General features: G+C 60.5%; 8 protein-coding genes. 4 read left to right on the forward strand and 4 right to left on the reverse strand.

What is annotated here, in order from left to right; translation table 11 throughout:
- Positions 1-136: 136 nt before the first annotated feature.
- Complete coding sequence (locus FYK55_RS17725) at positions 137-1342, reverse strand: alpha/beta hydrolase family protein (RefSeq protein ID WP_150077788.1); 1206 nt, start codon at positions 1340-1342, stop codon at positions 137-139.
- Between the two features lie 110 nt (positions 1343-1452).
- Complete coding sequence (locus tag FYK55_RS17730; protein ID WP_150077789.1) at positions 1453-2484, reverse strand: SMP-30/gluconolactonase/LRE family protein; 1032 nt, start codon at positions 2482-2484, stop codon at positions 1453-1455.
- A gap of 251 nt (positions 2485-2735) precedes the next feature.
- Here FYK55_RS17730 and FYK55_RS17735 point away from each other — a divergent pair, with 251 nt between their 5' ends.
- Both FYK55_RS17735 and FYK55_RS17740 read left to right on the forward strand, forming a co-directional pair.
- Positions 2736-5963 carry a DUF1553 domain-containing protein gene (locus tag FYK55_RS17735; protein WP_161604598.1) on the forward strand — a complete coding sequence of 1076 codons (3228 nt, stop codon included), beginning with the start codon at positions 2736-2738 and terminating at the stop codon, positions 5961-5963.
- A gap of 31 nt (positions 5964-5994) precedes the next feature.
- On the forward strand, positions 5995-7449 hold the full coding sequence (locus tag FYK55_RS17740; protein ID WP_150077791.1) for a DUF1501 domain-containing protein: 1455 nt from the start codon (positions 5995-5997) through the stop codon (positions 7447-7449).
- A 218-nt stretch (positions 7450-7667) separates the two neighbouring features.
- Here the strand turns inward: FYK55_RS17740 and FYK55_RS17745 are convergent, their stop codons facing one another.
- A complete protein-coding gene (locus FYK55_RS17745; protein WP_235908778.1) occupies positions 7668-9122 on the reverse strand; it encodes a DUF1501 domain-containing protein in 1455 nt (484 codons plus the stop codon).
- 93 nt (positions 9123-9215) lie between these two features.
- Positions 9216-12236, reverse strand: a complete 3021-nt coding sequence (locus FYK55_RS17750) for a DUF1553 domain-containing protein (RefSeq protein ID WP_150077793.1) — start codon at positions 12234-12236, stop codon at positions 9216-9218.
- Positions 12237-12484: 248 nt separating this feature from the next.
- Here FYK55_RS17750 and FYK55_RS17755 point away from each other — a divergent pair, with 248 nt between their 5' ends.
- Positions 12485-14497, forward strand: coding sequence for a sulfatase (locus tag FYK55_RS17755; RefSeq protein ID WP_235908779.1), 2013 nt, complete (start codon positions 12485-12487; stop codon positions 14495-14497).
- A gap of 168 nt (positions 14498-14665) precedes the next feature.
- Positions 14666-15670 (forward strand): AAA family ATPase, encoded by a 1005-nt coding sequence (locus FYK55_RS17760; protein ID WP_150077794.1) that lies wholly within the window; start codon positions 14666-14668, stop codon positions 15668-15670.
- Positions 15671-15796: the final 126 nt, after the last annotated feature.

The following is a 15796-nucleotide window of genomic DNA, read 5'->3' on the forward strand; positions in this document are numbered from 1 at the left end:
CACGAACGTTCCTGCCGGGGCAACGCCCCGGTCGTTTGCCCAACACGGCGCAATGGACCGGGTCCCAATGGGCCGGGTATCGGGATCAGATTCAAACGCCAGGGGCGACGGCCCGACGTTTGTCCGCATCCGAAACTCACGGCGTCTTGAAACTGATCTGGGAGCCCGGGGGAAGCGCGTCTTTCGGCAGCGGATGTTCCTGGTCGAAGACCCGCATTGGTTGGATCGACTCGATCGTGTTGGCCGATTCGTCGAATTGTCCGGTGGCCGGGTCGAGCACGCCGGAATCATCCAGCCCCAAATGCTTGACCATGAACGGGTACATGGCCTGGCGCTTGTTGATCTGATATCCGTGCCCCTCGTCGGGAAGATGGACGTTTTCCACGTTGTCTTCGGCATCGTATAAGCGGTAGACGTTGCGGATGTACGGGTACTCCACGTCCGGTGTGTTTTTGGTCCAGTCGCCGCCAACGGAAACCAGCAACAGGGGGCGGGGTGCCGCGGTCGCGGCGATCTCCACGTTGCTGGTTTCCAGCGTCGGTGTCTTATGAATCGGCATGCCGCTTTCGCAATGGCAGCCGCCGAAGAAGTGGGCGGAGACCATCACGACGGGAACGGAGACCTTCACGCGGTCGTCGACCGCGGTCAATAGAAAGGTCTGCGTCCCGCCACCGGAACATCCCGTCACGCCCATGCGGTCCGCATCCACGTCGGGCAACGATTGCAGGAAATCCAACGCCCGGATGCTGCTCCAGGTCTGCAACGTCAAAGCCTGCGGATGCTCGTGGTTCCAGCCCTGGTGCTCGCTGTCACCAAATCCGATCATGTCGTAAGAGAAAACGACGGCACCCATACGGGCCAGCGTCGCGCAGCGGTGCTGTTGATCCGGACGTAAACGCCCGCCGTCCGGTCCGCGGGCATGTCCGTGCGGACACAGGACTCCAGGGTGCTTTCCGCTTCGACCGAGTGGCCGGTACAGGTTGCCATAAACAAAAAACCCTGGTCGGGCTTCGAACGCAGCTGACTCCACCGAGTAGCCGTCGTACTCGCGCTTCTTATGAATGACCGGGTTGAGCGGTGTCCGCTCGGGCAATGGCCACAGTCCGGCTCCGGTCAGAATCTGTTGACGGATTTGCTTTGCCCGTTCCTGCCACTGTTCCAGGTTGGAGTAGGTGGCCGCAAATCGCTTCAACTGTTCGACCGCCTCGGCTTCCGTCTGGTAGTTGCCCACACAAAGTGTCGGCGGTGGTTGGTCAGGATCTGCGGCGGCAACCCGACCCGTGGTGAGGCACAGGATCGACGCGAGAAGCAAGAACGTTCGGGGAGCGAAGTGCTGGAGCATCCGAGGTCTCAAGGGCAGGGGGGAAGGAATGACAGTGGGGATTCAGTCGTGCGTCAGCGTGCCGAAGAGGCCGCGGTGGCGGGTGATCGGCGGTCCGCTGTCGGAAATCGTCAAGGCTTTGCTCTGGGCCAGGCGGTGTAACCCGGTGTGGTGACCGGAACCTTCCAGAGTTTGTGGCCGGCCGTGACATACAGCGTCTTTCGGTCGGCGCCGCCAAAGGCACAGTTCGTCACCATGTCGATTGGCACGGCTATGAACGCATCCAGTTGGCCGGTGGGCGAGATCACGTAGACACCCGCTTTGTAGCGGTCCGCAGTCTCGTAGGGCGGGGCGGGTTCGTTCAGGCCCGCCGTGGCGTAGACGCGGCCTTCGGAGTCCAAGGCAATGCCGTCGGGACCCCGGTCTGATCCCCAATCAAACAGAACCAGTTTGCTGGCAGGATCCACCGATCCCGACGGCGACAAATCGAAACGCAACAGTTGGCGTTGACTGCCTTGGTCGTCGTTGGTGTTGACAGCCACAAACAGATGGCGGTCGTCGCGGGAAACGGCGATTCCGTTGGGACGTTCCATCTCCTGACCCAAGACGAGAGTCACTTTGCCATCGGTTGCGATTCGGTAGACGCCTTCAATGGGTTCGCCTTGATCATCGACGATCTCCATTCCGTCGCGATTGCCGTACCGAGGATCGGTGAAGTAGACATTTCCCTGCGAATCGACGGCCAGGTCGTTGGGCGAATTGAAACGCTTACCACCGAAGCGATCGGCCAGCACGGTGATCGTCCCATCGTTTTCGGTCCGGGTGACCCGTCGGTTGCCACCTTCACAGGCCAGCAAACGTCCCTGCGGGTCAAACGCCAAGCCGTTGGCCTTTCCCGATGGAGATCGAAAAACCGAGATGCGGCCCGCTGCATCGGCCTGCATGATGCGACTGTTTTCGACATCGCTGAAATAAACCGTTCCGTCGGGATGCCAGACCGGGCCCTCGGTGAAGGCAACCTGCCCGACCGCCTGCAAACGCGCTCCGTCAGGGATCAACGATTGCGCGCGCGACGTTTGAGGCGATGAGATTCCGGCGATCAAGCACGTCACCGAGGCAATGGCAGTCAGGATTCCGCGACGGACGCACGGGCAAGATTTCATGGTGGGTCTTCGGTAGGCGGTGAAGTCTGGAAGGCGGGGCACCGGGAGGCATCCGTGGCGAATGGGGAAAACGAGAACGGATTCAAAACGAGCGATCCCGATGCATCGCGGCTGGAAGGTGCACCATCATAGAGAAAGGCAGGGCCGGCATCATAAAAAAGCCGGTGGGTGTGTGGTAACAGGTGGCAAACGGCGGGGTGAAGTCGGCTATCATGAAGGTCCCGCCCCTTCTCTCCCGAAGGAGACCCACCTTGCCTGCCCGCCCGGTCTATCTGTTCCTGCTGATCGTCGCTGCGCCGACCTGGCCAGCCGCACCGACTTGCGGTGCCGAGCCAAAGGTCGAATATCTGCGGGAAATCAAACCTTTGTTAGCGGAGAAGTGCTATTCCTGCCACGGTGTCTTGAAGCAGGAATCCGGCCTGCGGCTGGAGACGCGGTCGCTGATGATGGACGCGTCGGTCGTCCAGCCTGGAAATCCGGACGCCAGCCTGTTGATGCAGCGGGTGTTGGCTGATGATGCGGAGCGAATGCCGCCGCCGGGTGAAGGAGCTGCGTTGACGAACCATGAACGGAGCTTGCTGCGACGGTGGATTGAACAGGGAGCCGTCGCTCCCGAGGAATCCGTGCCTCAGGGCCCTGAATCCCATTGGGCCTTTTCCCGAATCGAACGTCCTCGCGATCGAGACGCTTCGCTGCCGGATTCCGTCGACGGATTCCTGACGCGTGGCCAGCAAGCAAAGGGCCTGCAACCATTGCCGCCGGCCCCTCGCCCGCTGCAAATCCGTCGTCTGTATTTGGATCTGATCGGTTTGCCTCCGACCGAAGAGCAATTGTCGGACGACCGATCTTGGAGCGTCCTGGTGGACGAGCTCTTGGCCAGCCCGCACCACGGCGAACGTTGGGCGCGGCACTGGATGGACGTCTGGCGTTACAGCGACGGCTACGGGTTGAACGAACAATTGCGATACAGCCAGCATCATCTCTGGCACTGGCGCGATTGGATCGTCGATTCACTCAACGCCGACAAAGGTTACGACCGAATGGTGTTGGAGATGCTGGCCGGTGATGAGTTGACCCCCGGAAACGCAGACGTGGTGGCAGGCACCGGTTTTCTGGCGCGAAACTACTACCTGTTCAACCGCACAACCTGGCTGGACAACACGATCGAACACTCCGGAAAAGCGTTCCTGGGGCTGACACTGAATTGTGCCAAATGCCACGATCACAAATACGATCCGATCACCCAACTGGACTACTATCGGTTTCGGGCCATTTTCGAACCGCATCAGGTGAGGTTGGATCCGGTTCCAGGGCAAACGGATTTTGCCAGAGACGGATTGCCACGTGTCTTCGATGACGACTTGGAACAGCCGACCTACCTGCACCGCCGCGGGGATCCGAAGAACCCGGCGACCGAGACAGAAATCCCGCCAGGGGTTCCCGCTCTTTTTTCGGATTTTCAGCCGCCGATCAAGCCGATTGATCTTCCTCGCACCGCGTTTGATCCCGGGATGCGAGATTACGTTCTGCGGGACCGCATCGCGGCAGCCGAGAAGCAGGTGCGTGCCGATCATTCGGAGTGCGAGTCGAAACGCCAGCAGCTGCGAATCGCTTCCGAAAGATCGGTTGAAGAGGCCGAGCCAGCGGAACCGGATTTTTTGGTCCTTGACGATTTCACCGCGATCGATGATTCCGTTTGGGAACTGGTCGGTGAGGGATGGGAGGTGCGCGACGGGGCGCTGCGACAAACACAATCGACACGCGACGGTCAGTTTGCCCGGCTAAAGAAAACGGTTCCGGAAGATTTTGAGTTGCGATGTCGTTACACGACCACGGGCGGTACCACTTACAAGTCGGTCACCTTCCGCTTTGACGAATCGGAGGACCGTGAAGAGTCGAATTCCGTGTACAGTTCCGCCCACGAGCCGGGCCCCAAGGTACAGATCTCACACACGCGCCGCGGTAAAACCACGTATCCGGCCGCTGGCAGAAAGGCGATCCCGATCTCGGTGGGGAAAGCCTATGAACTGCGTTTTGCCGTGCGAGGGAATTTGGTCAATGTCTGGCTGGATCAGCAACTGTTGTTGGCGTATCAGCTGCCCAGCCGGTCACCGACCGGACGATTCAGCTTGTCCGGGTTTGACGCAACCGTCGCGTTCGATCGGTTGGAGATTCGATCACTCGATGCCAGCGAGATGTTGGTTCAGCCGGGGGAAACTCTTCCGCTTTCGATCGAAGCGGCGCGGCGGGAAGTGAAAGTCGCCGAGGCGAAGCTGGCGGTGTCGACGGCCAACCTGGCGGCGTTGCGGGCGGTCGAACATCTGGCAACAGCCCAGCGACGCGTCGGAACTGACGATCCATCGCTTGAGCCGCTTCGGCGGACCGTGTTGGAACGCCAGGCGGAAGAGTTGCGGGCGATTGCCGCGCGGGATTTGATCGAGAATCAAGCCGACCCGGCGAAGCGCGAAGCGGCACAGAAACGCTTTGCCGAATCCGAACTGGCACTTCAAAAGGCGCGGACCGGTGCGGGCCAATTGCGACCGATTCGGGGTGCCAAGAAGGCTCTGGAGTCCCCGGCGGACAAGGAGTCGGAATACCCAGCGGTGTACCCAAGCCGTAGCAGCGGGCGACGTTTGGCGCTGGCACGATGGATCGTTTCACGCGAGAACCCCCTGACCGCACGGGTTGCCGTCAACCACGTCTGGATGCGGCATTTTGGCGAACCGTTGGTGGAGTCGGTGTTTGATTTCGGTCTCCGTGCGCCCGAACCGATTCATCGAGATCTGCTGGATTACCTTGCCGTCGAACTGATCGAATCCGGGTGGAGCTTTCGGCATTTGCATCGCTTGATTGTCACGTCGCAAGCGTACCGTCGAGCAAGCTCTTCGCTGGAAGCAGATTCCCAAACCGTGCACAAGGATCCCGCGAATCTCTACTACTGGCGGATGAACACACGCCGCATGGAGGCGCAGGCGATTCGAGACAGTTTGCTGATGTTGGCGGGCCAATTGGATTTGCAAATGGGCGGTCCATCGGTCGGGGTCGGACCATCCAGCCGCCGCCGGAGCTTGTATTTCAAACATTCACGCGATGACCACGACCAGTTCCTGACGATGTTCGACGACGCCGATCTTTTGCAATGCTACCGACGCGACGAAAGCATCGTGCCGCAGCAGGCACTGGCATTGTCCAACAGTGAGTTGTCATTGAGCATGGCCCAGCTGATGTCGGATCGCTGGAGTCAGCCCGGCGTCGATGACGCTTCGTTCGCGAGTGGCGTGTTCTTTCGATTGCTGGCCCGGAAGCCGACTGAGCCCGAACTGGAGCGTTGCGTTGAATTTTTGCAGCAGACGTCCCAGTTGTCGGCAGGGACGAACAAGGCCAGCGCCTCGGGAGCGGAAGACTCCGAACAACTTCGGGCGCGTCGGAGATTGGTCCACGCACTCCTCAGCCACAATGATTTCATTTCGATCCGGTAGGTCGGCGACACCTGCCGCCAGGAACCGTGCCATGTACGTCACCAAAGAACCTTCCCGCAAAATGCTCCGCCGCGCTTTTCTGGGCCGCAGCGGACTCGGATTCGGCTCGCTCGCTCTGGCTTCGTTGCTCCAACAGGATCAGTGCGGCGCGTCGACGGGGCGGACGATTCCAGAGCGGAGTCCTCATTTCGCTCCCAAGGCGAAAAGCGTGATTTGGCTGTTCATGCGGGGCGGTGTCAGCCACATGGAGAGCTTTGACCCCAAGCCGGCGCTCAATCAGTACGCGGGAAAAACCATCGCGGAAACACCGTATGCATTTGTGCAGGACCCGGAACGGTTGAAGAAAGTGCGGGTCGTGGTCGTCAACGATGCTAACGGACAGCAACGCAACACGATCTATCCGCTTCAGGTGGGTTTCAAGCGGTATGGCAACAGCGGCATCGAAGTCAGTGACTGGTTCCCCCACCTGGGATCCTGCGTCGACGATCTTGCCGTGATCCGGTCGATGTGGACGACCGACGACAATCACGGTGCCCAAGTACAGTTTCATTCGGGCCGCCACATGTTGGAACCGCGGGTTCCCACGATTGGTGCGTGGGTGAATTACGGTTTGGGAACGCTGAATGAGAACCTGCCCCAATTCATTGGCATGGGGCCACGATTCTTCGACCGACGTGACGGACACTACCTGGGGCCAGCCTACGATGCCGTTCAGCTGAAAGTCGATCCGTCAAATCCGTTGGACTACGCCAAGCCGGAGGGCGAGATCACGGCGGCGGAGCAACGATTGGAATTCGACCTGATTCATTATCTGAATCAGTTGACGGCGGCGCAGTACCCCGGCGACGCGGAGTTGGAGGCGCGGATCAAATCCTACGAGTTGGCGTATCGAATGCAGACGGCCGTTCCGGGGGTGATCCGTTTTGATGGCGAAACGGAAGCGACGAAAAAACTGTATGGTTTCGACCAAAAAGAAACGCGGCCGTTCGGAGAACAACTGTTGGCCGCGCGACGCTTCGTCGAACAGGGCGTGCGGTTCATCCAGATCATGCACGGCGGCGGCGCGGCCGGCGCCTGGGACCAGCATTCGAATTTGAAGTCAAAACACGCCGAGCTTGCCATGCAGGTCGATCGTCCGATATCTGGTTTGTTGAAGGATCTGAAACAACGCGGGATGCTGGACGAGACCCTGGTGGTGTTTGCAACAGAATTTGGCCGGACGCCTGGTTCGCAAAACGGTGACGGGCGAGATCACCATCCGTTCGGGTTCAGCGTTTGGATGGCGGGTGGAGGATTGAAAGGTGGGATCACCCACGGCGCCACGGACGAAATCGGATTTCACGCGGCCGACCAGCCCCACTATGTGACCGACGTGCATGCCACCCTGCTGCACCAACTGGGTCTGGATTCCCATCGATTGAATGTCCCTGGACATAAACGATTGGAAAGGGATTACGGCCACGTGATCAGCGACATCATCGCCTAGCGGTGCGCTCCGGAGGCAGGCAAAACGGCGATGGGCGCGTCCACGGCGCCGCATCCCTTTGAAGTGGCCCCGCTCGCCAGAGCGGGGAAGACTCAGCGCTCGACCCTCCTTGATGAAGAGGCTGACTTAAGACCGCATGAGTTCCAGTCGCGCGGCGCCGACGGCCCCCCGCCGTCGGCGCAAACTGACGGAAACGGCTGCCCAGAACAGCACCAGCACTAGGCGATCATCGAATGCAGAACGTGACCGTGCACATCGGTCAGCCGTCGGTCGATGCCGTTGTGGCGAACGGACAGTCGTGTGTGGTCGATGCCCAGCAAATGGAGGATGGTCGCGTAGATGTCATGAACGGTGGTTTCTTGGGAACGATCCAAGGGGCGAAAACCCCAATGATCACTCTGGCCGTAGGTTCCACCCTTGATCCCGCCGCCGCACAGCCAGTTTGTGAACACAAACGGGTTGTGGTCGCGACCTTTGCTGCCTTGCGAGCAGGGCATGCGGCCGAACTCGGTGGTCCATAAGATCAACGTGTCGTCCAGCATCCCTCGTTGGGCCAGGTCCTTGATCAACGCGGAGGCGCCACGGGACATCCCCAAGGCCAAGGGAGCGTGATCGCGTTTGACGTCTCCGTGGGAATCCCAATTGCGACGTGGAAACCCGTTGTCGTTCCCGCTCCAGACTTGAACAAAGCGGACGCCGCGTTCAAGCAATCGGCGGGCCACCAGGCACTTGCGGCCAAAGTATTCGGTCTCGGCGCGTTCATTGATGACGCCGGAATCTTCGATCGTGGTGCCATCGGCCGCTAGACCGTACAGGTCTTTGATGTGACGCGGTTCCGACGTGACGTCCAGGGCATCGGTGGCACTCAATTGCATCGCGGCGGCAAGTTCGTAGGACCGGACTCGGGCCGCCAGTCGGTCATCACCGCGCCGTTGGTCCGCGTGCATCTGATTCAATTGGCCCAAAGCCGCCAGCCCGGCTCGGTCACTTTCCGCTGTGACGAATTCGTTGGACGGACGGAGCAGGTCGGCGATCGGCGGGTCATTGCCGGGACGAATCACGGTCCCCTGGTGATCGGCGGGAAGAAATGCGGGAGCCCAGTTTTTGGCGCCGTTGGACGCCAGACCGCGGTGGTCGGGCAACACGACAAACGCCGGGAGGTTTTCGTTTTCTGATCCGAGAGCATACGACACCCAGGAACCGGCGCTGGGGAATCCCGGAAAGTTGAATCCGGTGGTCTGCAGCAACGTTCCCTGGCTGTGGACACCGGTCTTTCCCACCATGTTGTGAACGAATGCCAATTGATCGACGACGTCGCCCAATGGCGCCACGATGTCACTGAGCATCTTGGCGGATTGACCATGGGGGCGGAATTCCCACGGGCTGGCGAAACAGGCTCCGGGGGTGCTTTGAAACAGTTCGACCTGCTCACCGGGATCCCAAGGCTTTCCATCTTGTTGACGTAGGTAGGGTTTGTGATCGAAGGTGTCGATGTGGCTGGCGGCTCCGGCCATGAAAAGCTGCACGACGCGTTTGGCTCGCGGCCGATGATGCAGCTGTCCCGAAAGCACGCCGTCGCGGGCAAACAGGTCGCCCAACGCCAATGCGGCAAACGAACCGGTCAATGTCGATAGCAGCTGTCGGCGTGAACCGGTGATCGGCGATTGGGACATGGTGTGTTGCATGGAGCCGGGGGGCGCGGCGTCGCGGTGACGGCGGGCGGGAATAGCCAGGTCTGGCCACGACCGTTTTGGGCGGCGGTTGGGTCAGTCCACAAAGACAAAATCGTTGGTGTTGAACAGGACGCGAGAAAAACTTGCCAGTCCGTAAGCCTGCAAATGGTGCAGCAGAACGTCTCGTTGCATTGGGTCGGGTGGGAATCCCCACGCCAACCGGCAAGCCAGATTCACTTGATCGGCGGCCGAATCGGGAGCGGTGCGCCGCAGGTGTTCCGCGAAACGCTCCGCCATTGTCGCGACGAAGCGATGGTTCCAGGTTGTGAGCGCTTGCAGGGCCGTCGTGGACTCGTCGCGACGAGGAACGCTGATCGACGGATCGGCACAATCCAGTGTCGTCAGCATGGGCTGGGGCTGGGATCGAACCACGAAACGGTACACGGTTCGTCGGTAAGACTTCGGGTCTCGCGGATCGTGGAGGTGGTATTCGTAGTGCGGAGAATGCTCAGGTTTTTCGATCACAAAATCGCGAAAGCTGGGGCCTCCCCGCCGACGGTCCAAGGCCCCGCTGATCGCCAGCAGCGAATCCCGGAACTCTTCGGCGGTCAGTCTGCGACGATTGGCACGCCACAGCAAAGTGTTTTGCTGATCGATGGCCGCGCTGGCTGGCTGGTGTTCGCTGCTCCGACGATAGGCGCGGCTGGTGACCAACAAGCGGACGATCGACTTCAGCGATTGATTCGGATCGTCGCGAAGGCGGGCAGAGAGGTAGTCCAGCAGTTCCGGATGCGTTGGTCGTTCGCCACCACGCCCGAAATCGTTTGGCGTTGCGACAAGCGGTTGACCGAACGTCCACTGCCACAGGCGGTTGGTGATTGAACGCCACACCAACGGGTTGTCTTTCTGCACCAAATAATCGGCCAGGCGTTTGCGCGCGTCCCGTTCTTGCCAATCTTGGCTGTCAAAAAACCGTTCGTTGGCGGTGTTCCACAGCGGCGGAGCTCCCGGCGTCATCAGATCACCGGGCGATCGGAGATCTCCACGATGGAGCAAATGGATCTCTCTCGGTGCGCCTTCGGTTGGCACGAAGGCGCCACTGGGTTCGAACTGTGTTGCAACGGCATAGACGACGTCACCGGGAGGGAACGCCTGCAGCTGCTTCCGCAGATCCCGGATTTCGGCTCGAATGGACTCCAGCTGTTCGATCACCTCAGGCGAACGCAAATCGGATTCGATGGCCACTCGTTGCCGCTGCAGTTCACGGAGTTCCGCCATCGCCCGGTCGTCGGTCAGCTCGCGATAAAAGATGCCATCGACCAGGTTGTCTCGACCCCAGCGGGGCCCCGATTCGATGCTGTCTTTGGCCGTGACGTTGCGACGGGAAGCCAGGTTCGAACCGTCGTCGCCGATTACTTCGATCTCGCCCAGGGCGAAAATGTAGTCGTCCGTTCGTTCGCGGAGCTTCGTGGCCGTGACTCTCACAAAGCGGAACGGTGATCCGTCGTTCACAACGTGTACGGGACGCGTCAAGGGATTCGGCTGGTCCCGGTCGGTTGCGTCGACCAGTGTCCGGACACTGTCGCCGAACTCCGCGTCGTTGCTTGCCTGAACGCGATACCGGACCGGAAATCCAAAACCGGCACCGATTCCCCCGAACGGGTCGAAAGCGGGAACCAACCGAATCTCACGGACATTCCGGGCCTGCCCCAGATCGATTTGGACCCACTTCGGGGCGGCAGCAGTTTGGCTGATTTGGCTGTGGTATCCGAATTGAGGCTGCTGCGTCGCCCCGAAGACTTCTTTGAGCTCGGCGATGCGATGATCGATTTGCGAGGTTTGGTCGGCGATTTGACGGTCGATCGGGTCGGCGATGGCCCGCTGCCGTTGCTCCAAGCGATTGATTTGCGATTCGAGGGCCGCTTGTTCCTGCCGCTGCTGCCGTGACACGCCGCGATAGACTCGATCGGCCCGATCCACGGCTGCGAAAACGGCATGCAGTCGGTAGTAATCCTGCATTCGGATCGGATCGAATTTGTGATGATGGCACTGGGCACATTGAATGGTCGTGCTTTGAAACACGTTGAATACCGCGGAGATCATTTCATCGCGGTCGAGATGTTTGGCAATTCGTCCATCCAACTTGCCTTCGCCGACTTCCTGGTGGCCGATGAAGTCCCAGGGGCCGGCAGCCAGAAAACCGAGTGCCGCGATCGCCTGGGGGGCGGTGTTTGGCAGCGCGTCGCCGGCGACTTGTTCGCGCACAAACTGCGCGTAGGGCTTGTCGGTATTCAGGCTGTCGATCACGTAGTCGCGGTAGGGCCAGGCGTTGGGCCGTGGTTTGTCCTTGTCGTATCCATGTGTTTCTGCGTACCGCGCGACGTCCAACCAATGTTGCCCCCACTTTTCTCCGAACGCCGGTGTGGCGAGCAGGCGGTCGACCAACCGTCGCCACGCGGTGTCAAAGTCCTGGCGGGATTCGCGCCGAAACTGCTTCCACTGGTCCGGAGTGGGGGGCAATCCGGTCAGGTCGTAGGTCAGTCGGCGGATCAACACCCGAGGTTCCGCCTGGGCGTTCGCGATCAGCCCCTGTTGCCGCAGTTGACGGTCCAGGAAGGAATCGACGGGATGTTCCGCGCCGTTGGCAGAGATTCCTGGTGAAGGGATTCCCGGCGAGGCGATGGGACGCAACGACCACCAGTCGAGGTCTGCGGCGACGGCCGGCTCCAAACGGATGCTGGCGTCCCATTCGGCTCCGGCGGCGATCCAGCTTCGCAGAACCGCGCGTTCGCCGGATGACAGGGGCGCCCCGTCCTTCGGCATCTCGGCGGTGCCATCGATCGGCGTGACCAGCTCCAGCAGATGGCTGCTGTCGGGATCCGTCGTGTCGACGTACCCCAAATCGACCAGGTCCGATGGCCGCGAGAGCGAGAAGTCGCCGTCGCGCACCTGGTCGTTGTGACACGCCAGACAATGCTTCTGCAGCAGCGGCACGACGTCCTTGGCAAAATCAACTGGTTCGCTACCAGGGGCGGGAACGCCGTGCAGAAGGGTTCCCAGCAGCGCGAACGCAAGTAGAAAGCGGGACGTCCAGTGGGTCGGTGGAGTGGACATTCGCGGGCGAGACGGATGGGGCGGGAGGACCAGGCGGGAAATCAACCATGCGAAAAGTCCAGGCATCGGAAGGCAGATCGGGCGAACATTTTCGACTGCCGATCCGGTGACGCATGTGCGAAATGTTAGTCTATCCCAATCTCCGCCAAGATTGAAACATTCACCCGGGAGCTATACCTGGAAGCGTCCGCCGCTTGGCCGACGCCGTCCAGCCGGCTCCATCGCCCCTTCTGCTTCAAAGCTTCCCCATGAATGATCGAATTCTCACGTGCATGCTGGTGTTGGCATTCCTGTTGGGTACCCAGGCCCGGGCGTCAACCGCCGAATCGCTCCGGCCGAACGTGGTGTTCTTTCTGGTCGACGACATGGGGTGGATGGACAGTACGCCGTATGGGTCGACTTACTACGAAACGCCAAACATGCAGCGTTTGGCGGAGCAGTCGATGCGGTTCACCGACGCGTTTGCCGTCCCCCTGTGCTCCCCCACACGTGCATCCATCTTAACCGGCCAATACTCGGCCCGGCACGGAATCACCAGCGCCACCGGGCACCTCCCGCCGCGTCCGCACGGTGAGTCGCGTTTCCCTGCCAAGGCGCCGCCCAACAAACGCTTCCTGTATCCGGACAGCAAACACTTTCTGGATCCGGAACTGGTCACCATTGCCGAGGTGTTGCGCGATGCCGGATACCGGACCGGGCATTTTGGCAAGTGGCATTTAGGCTTGATGCCCGAGCACTGGCCGGAACAACAAGGGTTCGAAACCACTTGGCACTGTGCACCCGATCCCGGACCGCCGAGTTATTTCTCTCCCTACGGTGTCCACGCCGATGGGGGACCCGCCGGCCAGCGCCGCGTGGGCAACATCACGGACGGTCCGGATGGGGAGCACATCACCGATCGTGTCACGGACGAAGCGTTAAAGTTCATCGATTCGCATGCCGACCAGCCTTTCTTCCTGAACCTCTGGCACTATTCCGTTCACGGGCCCTGGCAACACAAGGAAGCCTACACGGCGCAGTTTGCGGAGAAATCGGACCCCAGTGGCCGTCAGAAGAACCCGGTCATGGCGTCGATGCTGCGAAATGTGGACGAGAGTTTGGGACGCGTGCTCGATCGGTTGGACGCGCTGGGGCTGACGGATCGGACCTTGTTCATTTTTTACTCCGACAACGGAGGCAACACTCACAGTTGGACGGCCGATGATCGCAAGCTTCGCAACGTGACGCCCAAACACTCGCTGTACGAAACCATCAACAGCTATCGCAAATGGGCTGGCGATCAGCCTCCGACCAACAACGCGCCCCTGCGGGAAGGCAAAGGACGCATCTACGAAGGAGGCCAACGCGTGCCGTTGATGGTTCGATGGCCTGGGCAGGTCCCGGCCGGCAGCACGTCCGACGCGGTGGTCGGTCCCATCGACATGTTCCCGACCATCCTGGACGCGGTCGAAGTGCCGCTGCCGAGCGGCCAAGTCATCGACGGTGTCTCCTTTTTATCAGTGCTGCAACAAAGGGGAGATCTTGACCGGAAGGCAGTCTTTACCTGGTTTCCCCATTTGATTCCCGCCGTCTCGGTTCGCGCGGGCGACTTCAAATTGATCCGGCGGTGGGAATCACACCCGGCCTATCCCGAAGTATTGGAGTTGTACGATCTAGATCAGGATCTTGGCGAATCCAGCAACCTGGCCGATGCGATGCCGAACAAGGTCCGCGAATTGAACGGCATGATCGATGATTTCATTCGCACCACCGGCGCTTTGGAGCCGGTTCCCAATCCGGCCTTCGATGCGCAAGCTTCATCTCGCGCGCCTGCCGCGCGAGATCCCGCGGCCGGTCTGGTACCGAAAATGTGCCGGTTGTTGTCCACCGCAAACGGCATGCAAATGGTGGCTGACGGCCGATCACCCTTTTTAGGGACAGCGCAAATCCGTCACGAAGGCTCGATGCGACTGCGGATGGAAGTCCGCTGCCGCGAGGGTGGCGACGGCAGCATTCGCTGGAAAACGGCGCGGCAGTCCGAATTTCCATCAAAGGGCCAGGAAGTTGCGTTCACACTACGTCCGGGAAGCGATTGGCAAACGGTCGAAGTCGCGCTGCCGGTCGAAGGACGCTCCGGGATCGTTCGGATTTACCTGCCGGCCGATCGTGCTCCAGTGCAGATCCGGTCGATCGAGTTTTTTGCCTCGGCGGAATCGCGAGTCAACGCGGAGAAACCGGAGGCGTCTTTGCGGCGGTGGGAGTTTCAAAAGCCGACGCCCTGAGTGCCTGGTCTTTGCAAACCTTGTTTTGGCGGCGATCTCGACCGTTCCGCGGTGGCGCCGTCCAAAGCCCCGCGGCAACGCCGTCCAGAACGGCCTTGCACCACCGGGACCTCCGATCCGTTAAACTGCTGCTTGCTTCTCCGCAACGCTTTTTCCAATGAGACATCCATGACGAGCACTGACGAGTCGACGCAGGCCAAAGCCGAACAGTTTCGAGCGGAATATGAAAAGATTCGCGAAATGGTCGGCCGGGTCATCGTGGGGCACGACGAAATCGTTCAGGGCGTGTTGACCGCCATGCTCTGTGGCGGCCACTGCTTGCTGGAAGGCGTTCCGGGGCTTGGCAAGACCATGCTGGTTCGAACGCTGGCCGACGTCTTGGATCTGCAGTTCAACCGGATCCAATTCACTCCCGATTTGATGCCCGCCGACATTTTGGGAACCAACATGATCGTCGAATCGGAAGACGGCCATCGTCGGTTCGAATTCCAGCGTGGTCCCGTTTTCACCCAGATCCTGCTGGCCGACGAAATCAACCGGGCGACGCCCAAGACGCAGTCGGCCATGTTGGAAACCATGCAGGAAGGCACGGTGACGGCAGCGGGCAAACGCTATGAACTGGAAAAGCCGTTCTTCGTGTTGGCGACGCAAAACCCGATCGAACAGGAAGGAACGTACCCGCTTCCGGAAGCGCAGCTGGACCGGTTCCTGTTCAAGCTGGTCGTCGGGTACAGCAGTCGCGAGGATTTGAACACCATCGTCGAGCGGACCACCCGCGGCGAATCGACGCACATTGAAAAAGTCGTCGATGGGGCGGAGATCCGTCAGATGCAGAAGCTGGTCCGCGATGTGATTCTGACCGAGCCGATTCGAGACTATTTGGTGCGATTGACGCTGGCGACGCATCCCGAGGGCCCGCATTCGGTTGACGCGACGAACAAGTACGTGCGTTGGGGGGCCAGTCCCCGCGGGGCCCAGACGTTGGCTCTGGCTTCCAAGGTGCGGGCATTGTTGTCCGGGCGCTACAGCGTCAGCTTCGAAGACATCCGGCGAGTTTACCTGCCGACGATGCGACACCGGGTGTTGCTGAATTTCGAGGCCCAGGCCGAGGGGATCGAAACGGATTCCGTGTTGTTGGAAATCCTGGAGAAGGTGCGAGAGTCGTCTCAATAGGGCGCGACGCGAAGTGGGCCCTGCCCCGTTCCGCCCGGAAAACCCGCGCTCTGGCGAGCGTGGCTCCATCACGCACAAGTAGCCGCCGTCGCCAGACGGCGGACACGTAGCTGCCGTCGCCAGACG

Source organism: Roseiconus nitratireducens (genome assembly GCF_008629675.1).
Classification (GTDB): domain Bacteria; phylum Planctomycetota; class Planctomycetia; order Pirellulales; family Pirellulaceae; genus Stieleria; species Stieleria nitratireducens.